This is a genomic window from Streptomyces sp. 147326 (genome assembly GCF_045000215.1).
Taxonomy (GTDB): domain Bacteria; phylum Actinomycetota; class Actinomycetes; order Streptomycetales; family Streptomycetaceae; genus Streptomyces.
Window position 1 is genome coordinate 5,141,746 of sequence record NZ_CP134201.1, and the last position, 20,721, is coordinate 5,162,466.

A 20,721-nucleotide genomic window follows, 5' to 3' on the forward strand; every position below is an offset into this window, starting at 1 on the left:
TTGGCACCCGGGACGTGTGCGGGTGTGGACTCATGTGTTGGGGAGAGCGGCAGTGACCACTGCTGAGCAGCAGGGCCGGCGTCAGGACGCCATCCCGTCGGCCGACGGCGGGGGTGCCGAGGGGCAGGGCCGGAGCGAGGGCACGGGCCCCGGGGTACTCGAGCGGTCCGCCGGCCCGGGGGTGCTCGCGCCGTCCGCCGGCCCCGGCGCCGCGCCCGGCCCGGGCCCCGGCGCCGCTCCCGGCCCCGGCGCCGCGCCCGGCGCCACCTCCGCCCACGCTCCCGGTGGCATACGGACCCGCGGCACCGCCCGCGGCCTGGTCCGCGCCGCCCTCGACGGGGCCCGGCGCCACCCCGTGGCCGTCGCCACCGCGCTCGCCGCCGTACTGCACGTCGTCTGGTTCTTCAGCTTCGCCAACAGCGGCGGAGACCTCGCCGCCCAGGACGCCTGGGCCGAGTTCGTGGGCCGCCATCCCGACTCGGCGTACAACCTCGCCTGGTACGGCGGCATGCACCCCGTCTCGTACAGCGTGGTCTCGCCGTACCTCATGCACATGCTCGGCGTCCGGACCACGATGATGATCGCGGGCACCGTCTCGGCCGGGCTGCTCGCGCTGATCCTCACCCGCTGCCGCGGGGCCGTGCGCGAGCCGCTGTGGCCCGCCCTGGCCGGGGCGTACGGGCTGTTCTGCAACGCCCTCTCCGGCCGCGTCACCTTCGGTCTCGGCGCGATGTTCGCGCTCGCCGCGGTCGCCGCGGTCTTCTGCTGGCCCCGCAAGTGGGCGCGGCGGCGCTGGGCCAAGGCCGCGGTGGCGGCCCCGCTGGCCGGACTCGCGACCGCCGCCAGCCCCGTCGCGGGCCTGTTCCTCGGGGTGGTCGCGGCCGCGCTGTTCCTGAGCCGGCGGCGCCCGGGTGCGTACGCGCTGGGGCTGGCCCCGGTGGCCGTGGTCGGGCTGTCGGCCTGGCTCTTCCCGTTCTCCGGGACACAGCCGATGAAGATCGGCTCGGCCGGGCTGCCGTTCGTGTTCGCGCTGCTGATCCTGTTCCTCGTACCGAAGCGGTGGAAGACGGTCCGGATCGCCTCCGCCGTCTACGCCCTCGGGGTCTTCCTGACCTGGGTGATCGACTCCCAGGTCGGCTCGAACGTCACCCGGCTGGTGATGCTGTTCGGCGGGGCCGTGCTGCTCGCGGCCCTCGCGTACGAGGTCCCGCGCTCGCGGCGCTGGTACGGGGTGCTGCTCGCCTTCGTCGGGCTGAACGCCTGGATCACCGCCAACAGCATCACGGACATCATCCGCACCACCCCGGTGGCCGCGTGGAACCGTGAGCTGGCCCCGCTCGTCGACCGGCTCCAGAAGGCGGGCGCCGACCGCGGCCGGGTCGAGGTCGTCCCGGCCAGCAGCCACCGCGAGTCCTCCGCCTTCCCCTCGTACGTGAACCTCGCGCGCGGCTGGAACCGGCAGGCCGACCTGGAGCGCAACCCGCTCTTCTACGACGACACCCTCACCGCCGACAGCTACCGGGCCTGGCTGGAGCGCTGGGCCGTGCACTACGTGGTGCTGCCGGCCGACAAACCCGACTCGGGCGGGGAGGACGAGGCGAAGCTCGTGCGCCAGGGGCTCCCGTACCTCCAGCAGGTGTGGGGCGACGCGAACTGGCAGCTGTTCAAGGTCCACGAGCCGACGGACCTGGTGGCCGGACCGGCGACCGTGGTGCGGGCGAGCGCCGACCGGCTGGTCATCGACGTGAAGAAGCCGGGGCGGGTGCTGGTGCGGATCCCGCACTCCCCGTGGCTGGGGCTGGTGGACGCGGCGGGGAAGCCCGTACCGCCGCCGCAGGAGACCTTCGCGTCGAAGGCGCGGGGCGGGAGCGGGGAGGGCGGCGCGCTCCGCAAGGAGTACGCGAACACCGCCGGGTGCCTGTTCAAGGCGGCGCCGGACGACACCGGCGACGTGTGGACGGAGCTGCTGGCGCCCGCGCCGGGGGAGTACCGGGTGGCGGCGAAGTACCAGCTGCCGCGGGGGACGCCCTGCCCGGACGACCTGGTCCACCAGACGCTGGGACAGCCGAAGCTGCCGGCTCCGCCGCGCCGGTGATCCGGACCGGGATCCGGACCGGGATCCGGACCGGGATTTCTTTACGTGCCGGTCCGGGTGCGTTGGTCGGTATATATGCATACGATCCCAGTAGTCCGATTGGGTGCTTCCCGAGGGAGTTGACGACGGGATGAACAAAGAGCAGAAGCGCGACGTCCGGACGGCCATCGCGAAGGTGCAGGAGCAGGCGCAGCCGCCGCGTACGCCGGGTCACGGTTTCGACGGTCCGGTACGGAGCAAGGTCAAGGGCGGACCGCACACGAAGGCCGCGCTCAAGCGGGCCGGCACTCCGCAGGGTGACCGCATCGGCGAACGCACCAGTGGCCTGAGCTGACCGAGTAGACCCGTCGCTGGACGTAGCCCTTCCGGTTTCGGCCGGGAGGGCCTTTTCCGTCGGAGCCCGTTCTCCGGGTGGCAGCGGGAGAACCGTTACATCACCGACGGAACACCCACATATGCCCCCCGTAGCGTCATGGCCGTCCCACCCGCCCGCTTGCCCGCACGGAGTACGCACGCCATGACCCGCACCCTCGCCGCCCCCGTCCGCAGCGCCCGCACCGGCCGCGCCGTGGCGGCCGCCGCCCTCGCCGTCGCGGTCTCCGGGGGCCTCGCGGTCTCCGGGGGCCTCGCGGCCTGCGGGGGCGGCGGGACGAAGCTGCCGCCGGACCCCGAGGTCGGCAGCACCGCCGCCCCCGCCCTCGCCCCCGTCGCGGACGTCGCCCCGGCGCTGCCCAGGTCGAAGCCGACCGGTATGAAGATCGACGCGGCGGGCGTGGACGCGAAGCGGATGGTCGACCTCTCGGTGGACCCGGTCTCCGGCGAGCTCGGCGTGCCGGACGCCGACACCGACGCGGACACCCCCGGCTGGTGGACCGAGGGGGTCACCCCCGGCGAGAAGGGGGTCTCCGTGCTCGTCGCGCACTTCGACACCAGGCACGGGCCGGCGCTGATGAAGGACGTCAAGAAGCTCAGGCTGGGCGACGTGGTGGAGGTGCCGCGCGAGGACGGGAAGACGGCCAGGTTCAAGATCCGCGAGATCGAGGACGTGAACAAGAAGGACTTTCCGACCGGCAAGGTCTACGGGGACACCGGCCGGCCCGAGCTGCGCCTGCTGACATGCGGCGGCGAGGTGAAGGACGGGCACCGCACCAACAACGTCATCTTCTACGCCGACCTCGTGGCCTGATCCGGCGCGATCCCGCCGACCACCCGCCGAAACGGGCGCACTACCGTGAGCTCACCGGGGGAACGGTGAACGGTGAACGGGGACCGCGGAGCAGGGACCGCGGAACAGGGGACGGGGAACGGGGACCATGAGCAACATCCAGCGCACCACCATGGGCACAGGCACGCGCACAGCCACGCCCTCGGGCACAGCCACGCCCTCGGGCACAGCCACGCCCTCGGGCACCGCCACGCCCTCGGGCACCGCCACGCCCTCGGGCACCGCCACGCCCTCGGGCACCGCCATGTGCCCCGTCACCGCCATGTGCTCCGTGACCGTCTCCGACATCGTCGCCGGCACCGGCACCGGCACCCCGGCGGAGCCCCGCCGATGAGAGCGCGGCCGCCGCGCCCGCGGCTGCCCGCCTGGACCTCCACCCTGATCTGGAAGGCCGCGGTCTTCATCACCCTCATGTGCTGCGGGCTGGCGGCCCTCCTCGGCGTCCTCGTGCACCGCGCCATGACCCACCAGACCGTCGCCACCGCCCGCGAGAAGGCGCAGACGAAGCTGGAGCGGACCATCAGGGCCTACGAGACCGGTGCGCGCCTGCCCCGCGGCGAGGGCATCGACCCGGTCGGCCTGCCCCCCGAGCTGCGCGCACGGGCCGTCGACGGCAAACGCGGCACCGCGCTCGGCGAGCACCGCGGCCGCGCCGCCATGTGGGCGGCGGCGCCCGCCGAGGAGGGCACCGCGATAGCCGTGTCCGTGGACTTCCGGGCCGGCGAGCAGACCATCGCCGAACTGGACCGGGCCATCCTCGGCTCCTCCGGCCTGGCCATCGGCGCCACCCTCCTCATCGGCGCGTTCGGCGTCACCCGCATCACCCGGCGGCTGCACCTGACCGCGCAGGTGGCCCGCCGGATCACCGCGGGCGACCTGGACGCGCGGGTCGACGACAGCGCGCGGAACAAGGACGAGGTGGCGGCGGTCTCCCGGGCCCTGGACACCATGGCCTCGTCGCTCCAGTGCAAGCTCGAAGCGGAACGGCGGTTCACGGCGGACGTCGCCCACGAGCTCCGCACCCCCCTGACCGGCCTGAACGCAGCCGCCGAGCTGCTGCCCCCGGGCCGTCCGGCCGAGCTCGTACGGGACCGCGTACAGGCGATGCGCGCGCTGACCGAGGACCTGCTGGAGATCTCCCGGCTGGACACGCGCAGCGAGCGCGTGGAGCTGGACTGGTACGACCTGGCCGATCTGGCGGCGCGCACGATCCGGGCCTCCGGCACCGACACGGTCCTGGACGTGGTCTCCTCCCCGCGGGTGGAGACGGACCGGCGCCGCCTGGAGCGGATCCTGGGCAACCTCGTGGCCAACGCGCACAGCCACGGCGCGGCCCCGGTCACGGTCACCGTCGACGGCCGGACCCTGACCGTGACCGACGCGGGCCCGGGCTACCCGGAGTACCTCCTCACCAACGGCCCGCAGCGGTTCCGTACGGAGGGCACGAACAAGGGCCACGGGCTGGGCCTGACCATCGCCGTGGGCCAGGCGCGGGCCCTCGGCGCCACCCTCGCCTTCCGCAACCGGGAGGAGGGCGGCGCCGAGGCCCGCGTCATGCTCCCAGGGCCCGCAGTACGGGGAGCAACTGCGCCTCCTCGGCGTCGAGATGAGCCTCCAGCTCATCGCTGAGCCGCTCCACCCGCTCACCGAATCCCGTACCGCCCGGCGCGTCCAGCGCCTGCATCAGCTCCTGCTGGAGCCGTGCGATGCCGCGGTGCTCGGCGTCGAGCCTGCGGAAGAACTCCCGCATGTGGGGGTGCTGTTGCTCCAGGTACGGGAAGAGGCCGACGTCCTCGCTCTTGTGGTGGAACTCCAGCGAGTGACAGAACGCCAAGCAGTGCTGCCGCAGTTGGAGCCCGAGCGGCAGCGCCCCGCCACCGCGCGGCTCCTCGCGCGCCCGATCCCGTACGAGCTCCCGTACGAGGGCCAGCTGCGCCCGCAGCCACCCGTGCACGTCGAGCAGCTTCCCGGCGATCCCGCCCTCGCCCGAGGCCGCCTCGTGCGTCCGCTGGAGCACCACGACGGGGATCACCCGCCCGGTGCGCGCCTGGTACTCCCCGTACCCGGGCTCCTCGCGCACGACGCGCGCGAACAGCTCGTCCCGCCGCGCCCCTTCGGCGGGCACGGCCACGGCCCCGTACTCCTCGGCCCCGGTCTCCACCTGTACGAGGGGGCGCGCGAGCAGATTGTGATACCAGGCGGGATGCCGGTCGGCCCCGGCCGCGGACGCCACGACGAGCAGCCCCCCGAGGTCGCGGCCTCCGTCGCGCAGGAACCCGAGCGGGACGGTGTGGGGCTTCCCGGACCTGGCTCCGGTGGTGGTGAGCAGGATCAGCTCGGACCCTTCGAAGGGCCCGCCGACGCGGCCGGCGTTGGCCCTGAACTCATCAATGACAGTCTGATGGAACGAAAGTGACACGGAGTGTGAACGTCCTCACGGTGTGTGCGTGCGATGGCAGCGGCAAAACCGAGGGAGATCACCCGTAGCCGGTGGCGTAGATGCCCATGGGCCCGGTCCTTCGAGAACAGGTGCCTGCCCAACCACCGCCCGGCCCACATCTCAGTAGGCGGCGTCACGCGACACGTGCGCCATGTAACCACAGAGCGACGAAGGACCTCCAGCCGCTTCCGGCTGGAGGTCCTCGGAGTGTGCCCTCGGCAGGATTCGAACCTGCGACACCGGCTTTAGGAGAGCCGTGCTCTATCCCCTGAGCTACGAAGGCGGGGGCTTGTCGGAAACGCTGCCGGAAACCCCAGAGGGATCACCCGAGCCGCTTCGGCAAGCGTGCTGGTCAGATGACGTGCGCCCGCCCGGGTGGAGCTGCCCTCGCGGACACTTTCCCCGGCACACGCCTGGTAGTCGTCTGACCGCTGACAGCCTAGCGGATCGTGCTGGGAGTGGTCGCATGGATTGCCGTGGGAGTGGGCCTGAGGTGAAGGCATCGTCGTGACCTGGGGTTTCTGAGCGTCTGGGGTGGTGGGTGGGGAGGCCGGGGGTGCTGCACGGGTGTGGGCAGGCTGCTGGAGCGTCCGTTCTGTTCCGCTTGCCATGGATGGGGCCTTAACGGAGCGACGGCCGCGCCCTGGGGTGGGCGCGGCCGTCGTGGGGTCGAGGGGTGTCAGGCGATGCGGAGGACCTGTTGGGCGTTGCTGCGGGCCTGGAGGTGGATCTGGTGGCTGGTGGCGTTCTGGGAGAGGGCGAAGCCGAGGACGAAGATCTTCTGGCGATCCACGCCGTAGGCGATCATGCGGCGGTTCCAGAGGCTCTGGTCGAATTGGCTGTGTACGGACTCGGAGTCGGCGCGGTAGGGGTAGAGGAGCTGGTGGGTGAGGCTGGCCTCGGGGATCTGCTGGAGGTATTCGGCTCTGTGGAAGCCGCGTTCACTGTCGCTCTTGATGCGCTTGCCGGTGTCTGCGGAGCGCAGTGACCGGTCGGCGGGGGTGGTGGTGATGCCGACGGGGACGCGGTAGTCGTGGTCGCCGTGGCGGCAGGGGATCTTGAGGACGTGGTACCAGCGGCTCTTGGCGGCTCCGGCACGGTGCTCGAGTTTGGTGATGGGGAGGGGTTCGAGGATGCGGGTGCCGTCGTCGATGCGGATGCTCTCGGCGATGCGGCCTTGGTCGCACCAGAGCTCGTGGCCGCTTCGGCAGGGGCTGATGCGTTCGTAGAAGACGGGGGCGACGGATCCGTGCTGCTTGTTGATGGCCAATAGGCCGGTCCGGGCGAGGGCGTCGCGGTGGACACCGCGGAAGGCTCCGTCGTAGACGACGCCCATGCAGTGGGGCAGTGCGTCCTTCAGCATGCGGAACTGGCGTACGGCGATGGCCGCTTCGTCTTCGTACTCGCCGCCGGCGACGTGGGCGAAGCTGAGGATGACGCGGGTCCAGTAGCCGGTGTCGCGTCCGGAGGCGAAGAACCACTTGGTGCCGCGTACCCGCCGCTTCTCCTTCTCTCCGTTCTCGTAGTAGATGCGGGCGGCCGGGTCGACGCGGTGGTTTCGGATCAGGCCGGTGTCCTCGTCCGCGATCTCCACGGCGCGCGCTTTGGAGGGTGCCTTGGGGACGGTGGCGTCGCCGACGAGGAGCTGTCGGCGTTCGGGGCGGCTCCATACCTTGGGCGTGTCCGAGGGGAACAGCCCTTGGCTCAGGGCTTGCTGGGCGGCATACCTGCGGAATGCCTCCTCGAGTGCGTCGGCGGCCGGTACAAGAAGGTTGTTCAGGGCGTCCTGGTACTGCCCACGGGAAGGCGCGGAGAGGGGCAGGGCTGCCGCTGCCCTGCGGCCCAGGTGGCGGCGGATGCTCGCCCGTACGCTGCGCCAGTCCTGGGGAGAGGCGAGGAGTCCTGTGGTGGAACGCTTGGACTTCGTCACCGGGGTGAGGGTGGCCATGATCAGGTAGACGATGCCCGGGTACTCGCGGGGGCAGCCGACGACGTTCGGAGGGGGCAGGAGTTCCGCCATCTCGTAGAGGAGCGGGTAGTCGAGGCAGTCGCGGACGCGCTCCGCGATGCTGCGCTGGTCCTGGTCGGTCAGCTGGCGTTTGCGGTGCGGGCGTTCGGACTGGGGCTTGGGGGTTCCGAAGACGTCGTCAGGCACGGGCCGGACCCCCGTCGGTGTAGGCGGGGTCGGTCTGCCAGTCATAGCCGACGATGGAGGCGGCCCTGTCCAGGGATCGGATCCCGAGCCTTCGGGCGGATTCCTCGATGCGGCCGGTCACTTCGAAGGTCTCGACGGCGGCACGGGTGGTGACGGAAGCCGGGGTGACGTCGGGTTCCCCGTCAAGGCCGATCCTGCGCAGCAGATCGCGGAGCGCGACACACGTGCGCGATTGCAGGGCCGGATCGGGTGCCGGGGTACAGGACACCGCGAGGCGCGCGGTGCTCTTGTCCGGGTGCTGAGCGAGGACGTGGCGAGCTCGATCGGCCAATACGTGGCGGCTCCAGGCGTCCAGCCGGCACCAGCGGGGGTCGTACTTGCGCGCTCCGTGCATCCAGACGCGGCTGTGCGGCAGGTCGAGGTCGGCCACGACGCTGTGCCCGATCTCGCCGCTGTGCCCGCCGGCCAGGGCGAGGGCGGCCGCGGCTGCGTGCCGGGTCGGCCGGGCCGCGTATGCGGCGTGGTGGCGCAGCAGTACGGCCTCGTCTTCGGTGAGAGGACGGGAACCTTCGTAGGTGCGGGCGGGCAGGACGATGTTGCGTGTCGGATCCTGGTCGCTCAGGCCGAGCTCGTGCAGGGTGCGGAAGGCGGTTCGCAAGACGCTTCGGCGGACTCGGCGGGTAGCCACCGCCGAGTCCGAGACGTGGCCGTGGCGGCTCCGGCCCTTGGCGTTCACGAAGTCCTCGGCGATGCCATCGGTGACGTCCGAGATGAGCAGTACGCCTCGCGCAGTGGCGTTCCGTCCGAACCTCTTGATGAGGAGACCGAACTTGTCGAAGGTCTGTTCGGACATCTCGTCGAGGGCGGTCATCTCCCGCCATGCGTCGATGACGAGGTCGATGGCATGGATGAGAGACAGGTCGCTTCCCATGATGACGGTCCTCCGGAGGGTCGGGGAGAGCAGTTCGACCCCTCCCCCGACCCTCTGACTGGGAAGATTCGAATGATTCATTGTGTTCCGTACTTGCACCATTACGGTGGGCATGTGTGATCTCCGCTGCAACCCGGCGTGGGCGAATGGATGAGGACGCGCCGAAGAGACCCCGGGCAGGACGGCCCGGGGCGTCACTCGGTGCGGCGGGGCGAGCCGGCCTGGCTAGGCGCGGGCCGCCGGCCCTCGGAGCGAGCTCACGAGGGTCCCGTAAGCCCGCATGGCCGCTACGAAGGTGTCGTCGGGTAGCGCCATGGTCTCTTCGACGGAGCTGAGGAACAGGCCTGATGCCGGAGCGGCGGGGGGCGGGGGTGTGGGGATGGAGCCCGGGAGGCGGACCAGTCCGTCCTTGGCGACGTGGACGATCAGGGCGTAGTCGAGCCAGTCCACCAGATAGAGCCCGCGTTCGGGCGCCGCTGCGGGCAGCCCTTGGCCGAGCTCTTCGGCGAGCGTGGTCCTCTGCCGCGGCCCTTGTCGCAGGAGGCGCTTGGCGGCCTTGGTGAACCAGGCGGACTGCCAGTGGTCATGCAGGAAGAGGCGAGCGCGGGCGGAGTCCTCCGCCCGGAGCCGCGTCAACTGAAAGCCGGCATCGGTGACCGAAAGGGCTCCGTGGTGCGTCTCCAGCAGGCCGGCTTGACGAAGAAAGCCCTGCGAGGAGGAGATGTTGGAGGCGCTGAGCCCCACCTTGGTGGCGATCTCTGAGACCGGGATGGCCAGGCGGTCGTCGCCGCCCAGTTCGGCGACGGCGTCGACCACCTTCAGCTGCCGCAGGGTGGCCATTCCGCCGGTGGGCATGATGATGCGGACTTTGTCTGCGGCACTCATCGAACACCCCCGTGGGGGTACTGGAGCGCCTGACTGCTGCTGACCTGTAGGGGCCAGTGGTGCATGAATGCGTCAGATGGCATGGCGTGGGCCCTCATTTATGATCAAGTGCTGAATGCACAAAATTCCCGAGGGCCGGGTGGGCCGCTACTCCATGGCCTAGCCTGGAGGCGGCGCGTGGGCCCTCAGCTGACGTGTCACGGCGTCGCCAGGGTCTTCCCACCCGGGCGGCGCCTTTTTCTGTTTGGAAGATGGCGATCTCTACGTGCGCGGCTCCTTGCTGACCAGTCGGTAGAGTCCGCGGCCGACAATGAGGACCTTCCCCTTGGCCCGCATGTGGCTGGCGCAGTTGGTGATCTGCCGAGGTGTCGCGTCCGGACGCTCCAGCTGGGCATGGGCGACGATCTTGGAGGTCGGTGTGTCCAGGCCGTCCGCGAGCGCTTCGAGGACCAGCTCTGTGAGGGACTTCTGCTCCGTGTCGACGCCGGAGGCCGGCCGCCCCGCCGCCTGATGTGGCACACCGGAGTCGCGGGCGTCGGAGCCGGAGCTCTGCGGGTCCGCGGGATTCGGGCGTTCACCTGGATCCGTCGGTGGATGTGAGGGCTGCTTCGCCCCCAAGAACTCCTCGGCCTGGCGAACCGTGTCGCTCACGGCCGACAGTCGTACGTCGGCCGCCAGGAGGGATCGCTCCGCTTCTTCGAAGCGACGTTGGAGGTCGGCCATCTCTTGTCGCACCTCGGCCAACACGCCAGTCGCGATGACCCATTTGGCGTGTTCCCCGGCCTGGATCTCGCGAAGGTGTTCAACGAGAGGGTGCGCGGACCCCGCTCCTGTTGTGGTCATGCTCCGCTCCCCTCGGATGATCCACCCACAAGCTAGCGAGCCCTCGCCCGCTCCGCAGGCAAATGCATAGATGCGAGCGTGCAGTCTCTGGGGTTGGGTGCAACTCCGCTGTAAGTAAGTCGTGTTGGAGGCTATGTCTCTTATGACTTGCATGATGTCTCCGGTCTCGGTGCATCTGAGAACGCTTGCCGGAGTGGCGCATCGGGCGCGCGTAGTAGCCGAGTGGCGCGTGAGGGACCGGGTGGTGTCGTCGCCCGCCACCACGGAGCGCTGCCGAAACCCTGGAATGTGCCGCACGGACGGTTCGTGGACCCTTACGCTGTTCCGTACTTGCAACACGCAAGAGGTCTCCGTTACGGGATCCGAGACAAGGGAAGGGTCGGCCCCATGGGTACGTGGGATGATCTCGGCATGCCCCGGAGCAGCAACGACAAGCAGCCGCGCGACTACGTCGTGGACGGCGCTTGGCCCAATGCCGCTCTCGCTCCTGATGCTCCGGTCAGTGCCTACTACGGCCAGTCCCTCTCCCGGAACCTCGCGCGGGCCATGTCCTCCACCGGACATACGCTGCGCAGCCTCGCGGCAGCGACCGGCCTGACCCATTCGACGATCAGCAGGGTGCTCAACGGCAGGGTCATGCCGGACTCGGGCACGCTCGCCCGCTTGGAAGCGTCCTTCGGTTTCCAGATCTGGCCCGGGCCGGCGGCGCTGCCGCCCGCGCCGCCCGAGTCCTGAGATCGCCGACTACCCACCCGTTCGGTCCGCCCGGAGTGCGTCGCGCTCCCGACGGGCCATTCTTTTTCTTGTGGGTATGTATGCACCAGAGCTGCGGCGGCGTGTGGTGTATCTCGTGTGCTTCGACGACCTTCACCGGATGGGCCTTGTCCAGTACTCGCCGGGGCTCATGAGCCTCCCCATGGGCGCGTGTGCCCCGGGTGAGTCGTACAGAGCGGCTGCATGCCGACTCGCTGCCGGCTTGGCTTTCCGGTTCGGCGGCACGGTGGCCCGGCTGGATGGCGTGTCGCCCGGTGACGGCGCACATCGGAAGGCACGTCTGTTCACGACGCACGTCGAAGGCGGCCCCTGGCCATCACAGTTGTGGCTTCCGTGGCGCCAGGCGCTCGGGGAAGTGGCGCACCTCGGAATCCCGGAGCTCGAGCCGTTCCTGGAGGGCTACCTCGAAGGCTGGATCCCGGACGGCTGGATCACGCTCACCTCGGATCGGCGGAACTGACCGGGTGGGGCCTTCTCGCCGCTGATGCCACGGCGCGCACCGTCGCGAGCAACGAAGTGGCGACGAGGGCTGCGAAGAGCGGGGAGTACCCGCCGAACTGCGTGGCGAAGGCGGCTCCGGCCCAGGGAGCGAGGGCTGCGGCGATGTGGGTGGGTGCGCCGAGAAACCCTGAGAGGCGGCCGTAGTGCGTGGTGCCCCAGCGGTCGGTGACCGCGGTGGCCTGTAGGAGCGTGAGGTTGCCGCGGACGACTCCGGCGAGGATCGCGAGGGCGATCAGGAGCGGCATGGGGCCTGGGGTGAAGGCCAGTGATGCCGTGGTCGCACCGCCGAGGGCGATCAGGGTGGCGGTGCGGGTCGTGACCGAGGTGCGGGTCGCGAGGGCCGAGTAGAGGGTGCGGCCGAGGGTCTGGCCTGCCCCGCCGAGCCCCAGAGCCCAGGCGGCTTGCGTGGCTGTGGCTCCTCGTTCGGTGAGGAGCGGGATGAGGCCCATCACGACGGCGTACATGGCGAAGCCCGAGAGGGTGAAGGCCACGGCCAGCAGGATGAAGGGGCGGCTGCGGGGTATGGGTGTGGTGCCGTCAGTGGTGGGAGCTTGCGGTGGGGCGGCCCGGCCAGGGGGCGCGCAGGGCCAGGGCGTGGGCGGGGATCGTGACGGCGGCGAGGATCGCCGCGAGGACGGCGTACGTGGCGCGCCAGCTCAGGTGCTCCGCGATGACTGCCGTGAGCGGTGCGAAGACGGTGGAGGCGAGGCCGCCGGCGAGGGTGACGATGGTCAGGGCGCGGATACGGTCCGGGCCCCACCAGCGGGTGAGGGCGGCGAAGGCGGGCGGGTAGAAGGTGGCGGCCATGCTCAAGCCGACGAGCACCCAACCCAGTGTGAAGACGGCCAGGTTGGGGGCGGTCGCGATCACGAGGAGTGCGAGGGTGCCGAGGACGGAGCCCGCGGTCATCACCGCGCGCGGCCCTCGGTGGCCCAGGCCATCACGGGATCCAGAGCCACACCGCCTCCGCGCCCTCCTCCATCTCCCAGAAGGCAGCCCTCGGCGCCCTGACCGCCGACCTCACCACCGAGCTGGAACGCCGGCGACTGGAACTGGACGACCGCCGCCTGACCACCATCAAGGCGCTCGCGGACATCCCGGGCATCGACGTCGACGGCGACCCGACCGGCGAGTTCTTCCTCCTCGCCGACATCTCGGGCACCTACGGCCGCACCCTGGCGGGCCAGACCATCACCTCGGCCGAGGTCTTCGCGGAACTCCTCCTCGCGGAGGCCAACGTCGCGGTCGTCCCAGGCGCCGACTTCGCGGCCCCCAACCACGTCCGTATCTCCTACACGGTCCCGCCGGCCCGCCTGGCGGAGGCACTGACCCGAGTCGCGGACTTCGTTGCGCGACTCGGAAAAGATGTCGGGTAGGCCCGAGTCAGGGCCAGGGAGTCTCCTCGACCTCGCCTGCCATGCCGCGGATCTTCGACAGGTTCTGATGCGGTCCGCGATAGCCCAGTGACTCGAGGACCAGCAGGGACAGGTAGTGGCGGGCAAGTACCCACACCTCCGTGACGAGGCCGGGTATCCGGTAGAGCTCCCTCTGGTCCTCCTCCGGGTGGACCATGTAGTTGCGGATCTTCGTCACCACGGAGGGCCCGTCCCAGACCTGTCCGGTCCGTCGGCGCATCTCGTCGGCGAAGGCGGCCATCGCGGGCAGATGGTTGCGGTCGATGGAGACTGCGACGTTGATTTCCCCGAGAACCTTCCGCAGCTTCGCGTGGGCAGGCCACAGGCGGGTGTTCTTGTACTCCGCGCGGGTGAGAACACCACGGACGAACAGACGCTGCCACATGGCGTGCTCCAGTCCGGCAGCGGCGATCATCACGCGCTGCTCCACGAATCCCTGGTCACGCATGGCCGTGATCGCGTAGCTGATCTGCAGCTTCAGCGGTTCCGCGATCACGGGATCGGCCATCACCGGGACGAGCCCGTCAAGGAACCTGCCGAGGGCTTCAATGTCCCACGAGTCCCACCAGCCGGAGGAGTGCCTCCGCGCCGGATCGCAGTGCAGGGCACCCCAGGACTCCCAGACGGCCTGCCCGTCAGCCCCGAGACCGACAGGGAGGAGCGGAGCGGTCCAGCGGCCAAGCGAGAACGACATGCCGAGGTGCAGGGCTGTGAGAAGGTGCGTGGCCTCACTGGCGGTGAATCGCCGTCCGTCCGCACGGCTGATCTCCATCACATGCGTCATCGCGTAGAGCCGGGTCTTGAGGAGTCCTTCCCAGACAGCGCGGTGGTCAGGGCGTACGTCCAGCACGATCTTCCAGCCGTCGACCTCGTGGGACCAGCGGCCCCCGGACCAGTACCGATCCGCACCCTCGATCCGGTCGGTCAGGTGATGCTGCCCGGTGAACCGGGGGAGGTTGAACCAGTGGACCGCGATCCGTGCCAGAGGGGCCTTGCTGTCTCCCAGGACGGCTCCGTTGATCCAGCCTTCGTCGAAATCGCGGACCCAGGCTTCCACCTCTGCCTCACCGTACGGCCGAGGAAGCCGCAGGACGGCTGTGTCCTGCGCGTACGGATGCGAGTTCGGCTCGAGGGTGACGCTCCAGTCGAGGCTGAGAACCGGTGAACACGCAAGGCTCACCTCACCGGGCACCTCTGTATCCCGCACACCGCTGACCTGCCCGCGGTGCAGACCGACCGGCTCGCCGACGTCGTTGAAGGGGTGGAACGGCTGGATGGGCGACAGAGCGGCGTCCCAAGGCGAATCGGACATGGCTCTCTCCTGCCTCCAGGGTCTACGACCACCCTCGGAGCGTGACCTGGGAGCCGCCGTGGAGGAAGGCTAGTAGGGCACTGCCCGACGTGTGGACGAATTCGCCCGGCAGGGCATCGACATGGGCCCAGCGGACCTGGGAGTGCTTGTGGGGCTCGCGGTTCTCGGGCTTGCCGGTCCACTCGTGAGTGGCGAAGACGACCGCTAGGTAACCGTTGGGGGCCTCGACACCCCAGGCGCCGTGGATGACGTGAACGACCTCGAGCGAGTCGGCTTCCACCGTGAGGCCGGTCTCTTCATAGAGCTCGCGGACCGCGGTTTCGGTGATGGGTTCGCCGGGCTCGCTCTTGCCGCCAGGTAGGTCCCACAAGCCCGGGCCGAACTTGGCGTTCTCGCCGCGCCGGAGGAGCACGACGCGATGGGCGGCCCGGTCGTGGACGATGACCGCCGCGACCAGCAGGGTCATCGAGTCGAACGCCGGCTTGAGGTCCTGGGAGGGGCCGTCGGTCTGCTGAGTCACAGGGTTCCTTCGTCGGGCTGGCGACCAAGCGGGCCGCGGCGTGCTCTGAAGCCGTGCTTGGGTCGGCAACATTCGGTGGGCGCAACTACGCATCATCTTAAGGCTCGTGGAGGGAAAACTTATAAAACTGATGCCTCGTTTGCGGTAGCCTCCTTATAACTTCCTGCCTAATCATCGGAGGCTCCGTGTCCCAAGGCGTCCATGCCCAGCTGGCGGCACTGGGAACGAAGTTGGAGTACCTGCACCCGGCTCTGTATGCCGGCGAGGCGGCGCGGCGAACGGCCACCCCCAACCATCCGGCGAACACTGCCGGGACGCGCGCCTATCAGGAGCACGTGCGCATGCTGAGGGAAGCGCACATCCGCCACGAGGGGTGGAAGCGGCTTCTCCACGACCATCTCGAACTCGTCTGCAACCCGGAGAAGACGCTCGCCATCGGCACGATGGTCGGCGACGCGGCCACCGGTAGCGCGAGCCTCCACCCCACCAACCTCCACAAGAGGGGCGCCGCCACGGAGCGCGCCGCCGAACACAACGTGCAGCTCGGGCTCTTCCCGCCGCCCGTCGATCCGAACGAAGTCCTCCTCGATGAAGACGAGGCCCTGAAGCTCAAGACCTGGTTCCTGGTCTCGTACCGAGTGAAGGCCGAGGGCGGGGTGCGGATCCACAGCGAGCTGTCGCTGCCCGCTCAGGTCGATCGCGGGTTCGTCGTGAAGTGGGAGCAGCGGATACTGCTGCCGGTCATCGAGATGGACGAAATCGAACTGTCGGACGAAGATGGACCCGACGAGATCGACATCTCCGTCGAGTTTCGCTGAGCCCCATCATGTGAGGTGGCCGCGATACTGGCCGCCCCACCCGCACCATCCGGATCCCGAGGCAGTCTCACCATGGTGACCCCGTCCCGCATCACGCTGGCCCGAAAGCGCCGAAGCCTGACCCTCGCCGAGCTTTCCCAACTCGCGGGGGTCTCGCTTCAGAGCCTGTCCAACTATGAGACCGGCCGGACGGCACCTCGACGTACCACCGTGGAGCGGCTCGCAGGCGCGCTCGGCTTCCCGGGAGACTTCTTCACCGGTCCGGAGATCGACGAGCTGCCCGCCGAGGGCATCTCGTGGCGTGCTCGAAGCAAGACTCCGGCCCGCACTCTCGACGCCGCGCGCGCGGCAGGAACGCTGGCCGCGCTCCTCTACGATTGGATCGAGGAACGCTTCCGTCTGCCGGTCGCCGACATTCCCTCTCTCGGCAAGCCCGACCCCGAGACCGCGGCCGAGATGGTCCGCACGGCGTGGGGGCTGGGGAGCTCCCCAGCACCCAACATGGTGCACCTCCTGGAGGCGCACGGCGTCCGAGTCTTCTCGCTCGCGCCCGACTACGCGGAAGTCGACGCCTTTGCTGTCTGGCGCGGGAGGACCCCGTTCGTCTTCCTGAACACGATGAAGTCCGCCGAGCGCAGCCGCTTCGACGCCGCCCACGAACTCGGGCACCTCGTTATGCACGGCAGCGACCGGGAGTGTGCCGGTCCTGAGGCCGAGCGCCAGGCGAACGACTTCGCCAGTGCCTTCCTCATGCCTGCTTCGAGCGTGCTGGGCCACATGCCGGCCGGGGCCCACGTCGATCAGATCCTCAAGGGCAAGGCCATCTGGAACGTGTCCGCGATGGCCTTGACCTACCGCATGCACGACCTCGGACTCCTCACCGACTGGCAGTACCGTTCCGCCTGCACCGAGCTGAGCCAGCGGGGCTACCGCAAGGCGGAGCCCGAAGGCATGAAGAAGCGGGAGACGTCCCAGGTGCTCACCAAGGTCTTCCAGGGCCTGCGCTCCACGGGGATGAAACCGGCGGCGGTGGCCGCCGAGCTGGGCCTCACGCCGGACGAGATGAACAAGATGCTCTTCGGCCTGACCATGACGATGGTCGACGGCGGCGGCCAGCGGGCCGTATCGGAGCCTCGGCGCGCCCTGTCCCTGGTGCCCTGAATGGCCGATGCTCGTCCTCGGTTTCGCCCTTTCGCGGTCCGTTCCTGCAGGGGCTCCTGAGGACCGCAACGATGAGGTGGAAGGGATGCCCGCCGAAGGTTCGAGCGCACCGGACAGCACGGGGTGAGCGAGGTCGCCGGGCCTCGGGGTGACGGCCGCCGCGGGAACGCCTGAGGAATGGGGAAGTCGGCGGCCCGCGGCTCGAAGGCGGTCGTCGCGGAGCTGGACCTGGCGACCGGCACAGGGGAGCCGAAGGGCCTCGATGCAGGTGTGCGTGTTCCGTACCTCACAAGCGGTGCAGCGAGGCTGGCGCGCTGTTTGATCACCCAGGCGATGGCCTTGTCGTGCGGCATCACGCGTAGCAGTACGAAGATGTCGCCACTATCCGGAGCGAGGGCGACGCCGCGGATCCCCTGGGCGATGCGGATGGTGCGGACGTGCGGGTCCTTGGCCTGCTTCAGTGACTCCAGCCGAGCCTGCGAGGTGTACGAGCGGGTTACCTGGCAGAGTCGCCGTCGAGGTCCAGGCGGATCAGGGCCAGCGCCGCGGCGATCTCGACGGTCATCTCGTCGTCGGGGCCGAACACCATGCACATGTCCTGATGGAGCGGCTCGAGGACCTGCCGGGCTTCGGCGGCTTGGCCCTGGGCGAGCAGCAGCATCCCGATGTTGTGCCGCAGCTCCACCGCTTCCTCGCTCAGGTCACTGTCGACGGCCCGCACGACGTTCAGCACGCCCTGGAGCGCGGCGAGCGCGACGGTGACCTGGCCCAGTTCGGCGCGGCACCGGGCCGCTTGGGCGCGGCAGGCGCGGGACTGCTCGCCGGTGGGTCCGGTGACGCGGGCGTAGGCGTCGGCGAGGGCCTCGAACTCGGGCAGGGCGGCCCGGTAGTCGCCGCCGAGGAGGCGGATTGCCGCTCGCTGGCGGCGCAGCGCCAGAACGGCCTTGCTCTCGGAGCCGAGGGCGAGGGCCGCAGGTTCGATGATCTCGCCGAGCACCTCGGCGGCCTGAGCGAACCGCTCCTCCTCCAGCAGGGCGTCGGAATGGGCGTACGCCTCCTTGATGTCCCCGCGCAGTTGGGCGGGAACGGGCACCGGCAGGGCCCCCGGGAGGACGGCCGTGGGCGGCAAACCATCAGGTGCGGGCGACTGGGCGCGGGCGCGGGGCGCGAAAGGACGACGGAAGACGCCCGTCGGGTCGGGCGCGCCGGCCGGCCCGGCATCGGCCGTGCCGGGCTCCTGACCCGGAGGCGGGAGGAACGGCAGCAGTCGCGCGTACACCTCCTGCGTGTCGGCGGGCCGCGCCTCGGGCGCCTTGCGCAGCAGGTGCAGGACCAGCTCTTCCAGCGCCTCGGGGACGTCGGGCCGCAGCTGCCGCAGGGGGGTGGGGGCGGCGTTGACGTGTTGGTACATCAGCAGGTATTCGCTGTCCGCTTCGAACGCGAGTCGTCCGCTGAGGAGTTCGTGCAGCACACAGCCCAGCGCGTACAGGTCGGTCTGCGGGGTGATGCGTCCTCCGCGCACCTGCTCGGGCGACATGTACTGGTGGGTGCCGATGGGGCTGCCGGTGGCGGTCAGTTTGGTGACGTCGGTGCGCAGGATCGCGGCGATGCCGAAGTCGAGGACCTTCACGGTGCCGTCGCGTGCGACGAGGATGTTGCCCGGCTTGAGGTCGCGGTGGATCACCGGGACGTCGTGCGCGTACGACAGTACGGTCGCGACCTGCGCGGCGACGGCGGCGGCCCAGCTGACCGGCAGCGGCCGGCCGGGGCCCAGGTAGGCCGACAGGGGCACACCGTCGACGAGCTCCATCACCAGGAACAGCCGCTCGTACGACGCGTCGAGCACCGCGTCGTACACCTGCGGAACGCCGGGGTGCTGGATGCGTGCGGTGATGCGGGCCTCGCGGCGGAAGCGCTTGGCGAACTCCTCGGCCAGTTGCGGGGAGGTGACCGACGCCTGCCGGATGAGCTTCACGGCGACGGGCCGGTCGAGCACGGCGTCGTAGCCGCGCCATACGTCGCCCATGCCGCCGTGGCTGAGCTCCTCCAGGAGTTCGTAGCGGTCGGAGATCGCCTCCTGCGGCACCTTGCCCCCGGTGTGCGTGATGAACAGTCACGGTCAGGGGTCAAGTGTGGCCGCAGGGGCGATCCGCCGTCCAGCGGTCATGGTGCGCAAGGGGCCACGGGGCCGCCGACCGCTGGGACCGGCACCCGCGTCCTGCACGGTTGACTGAGACAAGGAACGCCGCCACTCCGGAGATCCGGGACCGACTGACGGATCAGGTTCAGCCTTCCTGGTCGCGTTCCTTCTCGTCCCCGCGCCGACGGCGCGCCAGCTCGGCGATCCCGCTGGAGACCTTCCCCTTCATCGAGCCGGCCCGGTCGAGGGTCTCGTTGCCGAGGTTTCTGGCGGCACCGACGCCCTTTGCTCCTGTCTCGAGCGCCTTGTCCCTCGCCTCCGCGGCCGCGTGCACCCATCGTCTCGCGTCCGATGACCGGCGGCCGGACTCAATTCCGAGCCGTCCGTGGAAGTCATGGACGCCGGTTGCGACATGGTTGCTCGACTGGACTATGGCCGGGGACTTGGTCGGGTGCAGCAGCACTTTCGCGTTGGCGGTGGCAGCAGCCGCATTCATCCGGGCCACCAGACGCTCGGTGCTCCGCGCGATGAGATCCAGCCGGTTCCGTCGGGCAGCCCGAAGCCCGAGGCGATGCCGGTCCAGCTCCTCCGGAGCCGCGTCCAGCACTCGGTCGAGTTCGAGCACGGCTATCGCGTCCTGCAGTTGGAAACAACGAGCCAGGACGGCGAGCCACTCCTGAGCCTTGGACTCGGCTTCGGTGGCCGCCGTGGCGAGATCGCCGATTTTGGACTGGTTCTTGCGTTCCACCTTCTCCGCGAGTGCGTCGAGCTGACGCAATGCGTACGCCTGGGTCTCTGCGATCGTCGCCGGCGCGGCCTGCACCTTTGACCACGTGACGTCGGAGACCCGGCCCACCTGCTCTCGGATGGTCATGGTCTCCTCGATCACGAGGTCCATGCCGATCATGCGGGCCAACGCAGCGTCCTTCTGGGCGCGGAGCACGTCGTCGACCTTCTCGTCGATCGCGGCGAGGTAGTCGGTGATCTCGTCCATGGTCTGCTGCATCGCGAGCTGCGCCATGATCCCCGCGGCACCAGCCAGACGCGCCGGGTTGGTCAGAAACGAGCCGGCCCCCTTCTCGATCTGGAGCCATGACGTGATCGAGCCGGGTTTGCCCAACATTGCATGGCTGACGCCTGGCGTCTTGGTTTCCATCAGCCCGTACTTCTTGAGACGCTGCGCGGACTCCGTGGTCAGCTTCACCCAGCGACCCGAGTTGCCGGCGATCTCCGAACCTGCCTGCGCGACTGCAGCCCCGGTGTCGAAGACGGACTTGAGCCGTCCTGGTCCGAGGTCCTTCGACGGCAGTCCCTCCGAGGCGAGGAAGCGTTCGACATCCGTCGGATTCCCGATGACCGCCAGTCCATCACCGTCACTGATCAGCTGAATCGCGTTGTCCATTGCCCGCTCCTGAAGTGGCTTTTCGCAGTTGAGGGGTAGTGGGGTGAGCACGGCGATCGCCGTGTGCGGGCCGAGGTCTTCCTCCAAAGGGCGCCCCGGCCGGC

At 69.8% G+C, this 20,721-nt stretch carries 19 protein-coding genes, 1 tRNA gene and 1 pseudogene; 10 read left to right on the forward strand and 11 right to left on the reverse strand.

Annotation, left to right across the window (positions count from 1 at the left end; genetic code table 11):
• Nucleotides 1–52 precede the first annotated feature (52 nt).
• The 5 genes from RIU97_RS23665 (at nucleotide 53) to RIU97_RS23685 (ending at nucleotide 4,949) form a co-directional block, all read left to right on the forward strand.
• A complete protein-coding gene (locus RIU97_RS23665; protein ID WP_404959585.1) occupies nucleotides 53–2,095 on the forward strand; it encodes an MFS transporter in 2,043 nt (680 codons plus the stop codon).
• Nucleotides 2,096–2,225: 130 nt separating this feature from the next.
• Complete coding sequence (locus tag RIU97_RS23670) at nucleotides 2,226–2,429, forward strand: hypothetical protein (protein WP_404959586.1); 204 nt, start codon at nucleotides 2,226–2,228, stop codon at nucleotides 2,427–2,429.
• 183 nt (nucleotides 2,430–2,612) lie between these two features.
• Nucleotides 2,613–3,281, forward strand: a complete 669-nt coding sequence (locus tag RIU97_RS23675; protein WP_404959587.1) for a sortase domain-bontaining protein — start codon at nucleotides 2,613–2,615, stop codon at nucleotides 3,279–3,281.
• Nucleotides 3,282–3,408: 127 nt separating this feature from the next.
• Nucleotides 3,409–3,654 carry a hypothetical protein gene (locus tag RIU97_RS23680; protein ID WP_404959588.1) on the forward strand — a complete coding sequence of 82 codons (246 nt, stop codon included), beginning with the start codon at nucleotides 3,409–3,411 and terminating at the stop codon, nucleotides 3,652–3,654.
• On the forward strand, nucleotides 3,651–4,949 hold the full coding sequence (locus RIU97_RS23685; RefSeq protein WP_404959589.1) for an ATP-binding protein: 1,299 nt from the start codon (nucleotides 3,651–3,653) through the stop codon (nucleotides 4,947–4,949). Before RIU97_RS23680 ends, RIU97_RS23685 begins: the two co-directional genes overlap by 4 nt.
• On the opposite strand, the gene RIU97_RS23690 is transcribed toward RIU97_RS23685, so the two are convergent.
• The 6 genes from RIU97_RS23690 to RIU97_RS23715 all read right to left on the reverse strand — a co-directional run bounded on the left by RIU97_RS23690 (nucleotide 4,873) and on the right by RIU97_RS23715 (nucleotide 10,454).
• Entirely contained in the window at nucleotides 4,873–5,739 is an 867-nt protein-coding gene (locus RIU97_RS23690; protein ID WP_404959590.1) for a nitroreductase/quinone reductase family protein, read from the reverse strand. The genes RIU97_RS23685 and RIU97_RS23690 overlap by 77 nt on opposite strands.
• Nucleotides 5,740–5,970: 231 nt before the next feature.
• Nucleotides 5,971–6,043: transfer RNA gene (locus tag RIU97_RS23695), tRNA-Arg, on the reverse strand.
• Between the two features lie 396 nt (nucleotides 6,044–6,439).
• On the reverse strand, nucleotides 6,440–7,915 hold the full coding sequence (locus RIU97_RS23700; protein ID WP_404959591.1) for a hypothetical protein: 1,476 nt from the start codon (nucleotides 7,913–7,915) through the stop codon (nucleotides 6,440–6,442).
• Nucleotides 7,908–8,846: a hypothetical protein gene (locus RIU97_RS23705; protein ID WP_252309403.1), complete on the reverse strand. Its 939-nt coding sequence runs from the start codon at nucleotides 8,844–8,846 to the stop codon at nucleotides 7,908–7,910. The genes RIU97_RS23700 and RIU97_RS23705 overlap by 8 nt, the downstream gene beginning before the upstream one ends.
• A gap of 225 nt (nucleotides 8,847–9,071) precedes the next feature.
• Complete coding sequence (locus tag RIU97_RS23710) at nucleotides 9,072–9,731, reverse strand: hypothetical protein (RefSeq protein WP_252309402.1); 660 nt, start codon at nucleotides 9,729–9,731, stop codon at nucleotides 9,072–9,074.
• 261 nt (nucleotides 9,732–9,992) lie between these two features.
• Nucleotides 9,993–10,454 (reverse strand): hypothetical protein, encoded by a 462-nt coding sequence (locus RIU97_RS23715; RefSeq protein WP_252309401.1) that lies wholly within the window; start codon nucleotides 10,452–10,454, stop codon nucleotides 9,993–9,995.
• Nucleotides 10,455–10,985: 531 nt separating this feature from the next.
• On the opposite strand from RIU97_RS23715, the gene RIU97_RS23720 reads away from it, so the two are divergent.
• Together RIU97_RS23720 and RIU97_RS23725 are read left to right on the forward strand one after the other, a co-directional pair.
• The gene (locus RIU97_RS23720) at nucleotides 10,986–11,309 is read left to right on the forward strand and encodes a helix-turn-helix transcriptional regulator (RefSeq protein WP_063890625.1); all 324 of its coding nucleotides are present in this window, start codon (nucleotides 10,986–10,988) and stop codon (nucleotides 11,307–11,309) included.
• 241 nt (nucleotides 11,310–11,550) lie between these two features.
• Complete coding sequence (locus RIU97_RS23725; protein WP_404959592.1) at nucleotides 11,551–11,808, forward strand: hypothetical protein; 258 nt, start codon at nucleotides 11,551–11,553, stop codon at nucleotides 11,806–11,808.
• On the opposite strand, the pseudogene RIU97_RS23730 reads toward RIU97_RS23725, so the two are convergent.
• Nucleotides 11,786–12,845 (reverse strand): annotated as a pseudogene (locus tag RIU97_RS23730) (MFS transporter). The gene RIU97_RS23725 and the pseudogene RIU97_RS23730 sit on opposite strands and share 23 nt — an antisense overlap.
• Nucleotides 12,846–12,856: 11 nt before the next feature.
• Here RIU97_RS23730 and RIU97_RS23735 point away from each other — a divergent pair.
• On the forward strand, nucleotides 12,857–13,225 hold the full coding sequence (locus RIU97_RS23735; RefSeq protein WP_404962915.1) for an aminotransferase class I/II-fold pyridoxal phosphate-dependent enzyme: 369 nt from the start codon (nucleotides 12,857–12,859) through the stop codon (nucleotides 13,223–13,225).
• 7 nt (nucleotides 13,226–13,232) lie between these two features.
• Here the strand turns inward: RIU97_RS23735 and RIU97_RS23740 are convergent, their stop codons facing one another.
• Together RIU97_RS23740 and RIU97_RS23745 are read right to left on the reverse strand one after the other, a co-directional pair.
• Nucleotides 13,233–14,576, reverse strand: a complete 1,344-nt coding sequence (locus RIU97_RS23740) for a hypothetical protein (RefSeq protein WP_404959593.1) — start codon at nucleotides 14,574–14,576, stop codon at nucleotides 13,233–13,235.
• A 22-nt stretch (nucleotides 14,577–14,598) separates the two neighbouring features.
• Nucleotides 14,599–15,096 (reverse strand): NUDIX domain-containing protein, encoded by a 498-nt coding sequence (locus tag RIU97_RS23745; protein ID WP_404959594.1) that lies wholly within the window; start codon nucleotides 15,094–15,096, stop codon nucleotides 14,599–14,601.
• 185 nt (nucleotides 15,097–15,281) lie between these two features.
• Here RIU97_RS23745 and RIU97_RS23750 point away from each other — a divergent pair, with 185 nt between their 5' ends.
• Both RIU97_RS23750 and RIU97_RS23755 read left to right on the forward strand, forming a co-directional pair.
• The gene (locus RIU97_RS23750) at nucleotides 15,282–15,914 is read left to right on the forward strand and encodes a hypothetical protein (RefSeq protein ID WP_404959595.1); all 633 of its coding nucleotides are present in this window, start codon (nucleotides 15,282–15,284) and stop codon (nucleotides 15,912–15,914) included.
• A gap of 72 nt (nucleotides 15,915–15,986) precedes the next feature.
• Nucleotides 15,987–17,075, forward strand: a complete 1,089-nt coding sequence (locus tag RIU97_RS23755; RefSeq protein ID WP_404959596.1) for a helix-turn-helix domain-containing protein — start codon at nucleotides 15,987–15,989, stop codon at nucleotides 17,073–17,075.
• 496 nt (nucleotides 17,076–17,571) lie between these two features.
• Here RIU97_RS23755 and RIU97_RS23760 read toward each other — a convergent pair whose 3' ends face one another.
• Both RIU97_RS23760 and RIU97_RS23765 read right to left on the reverse strand, forming a co-directional pair.
• Nucleotides 17,572–19,161 carry a protein kinase domain-containing protein gene (locus RIU97_RS23760; RefSeq protein ID WP_404959597.1) on the reverse strand — a complete coding sequence of 530 codons (1,590 nt, stop codon included), beginning with the start codon at nucleotides 19,159–19,161 and terminating at the stop codon, nucleotides 17,572–17,574.
• A 199-nt stretch (nucleotides 19,162–19,360) separates the two neighbouring features.
• Nucleotides 19,361–20,617, reverse strand: coding sequence for a hypothetical protein (locus tag RIU97_RS23765; RefSeq protein WP_404959598.1), 1,257 nt, complete (start codon nucleotides 20,615–20,617; stop codon nucleotides 19,361–19,363).
• Nucleotides 20,618–20,721: the final 104 nt, after the last annotated feature.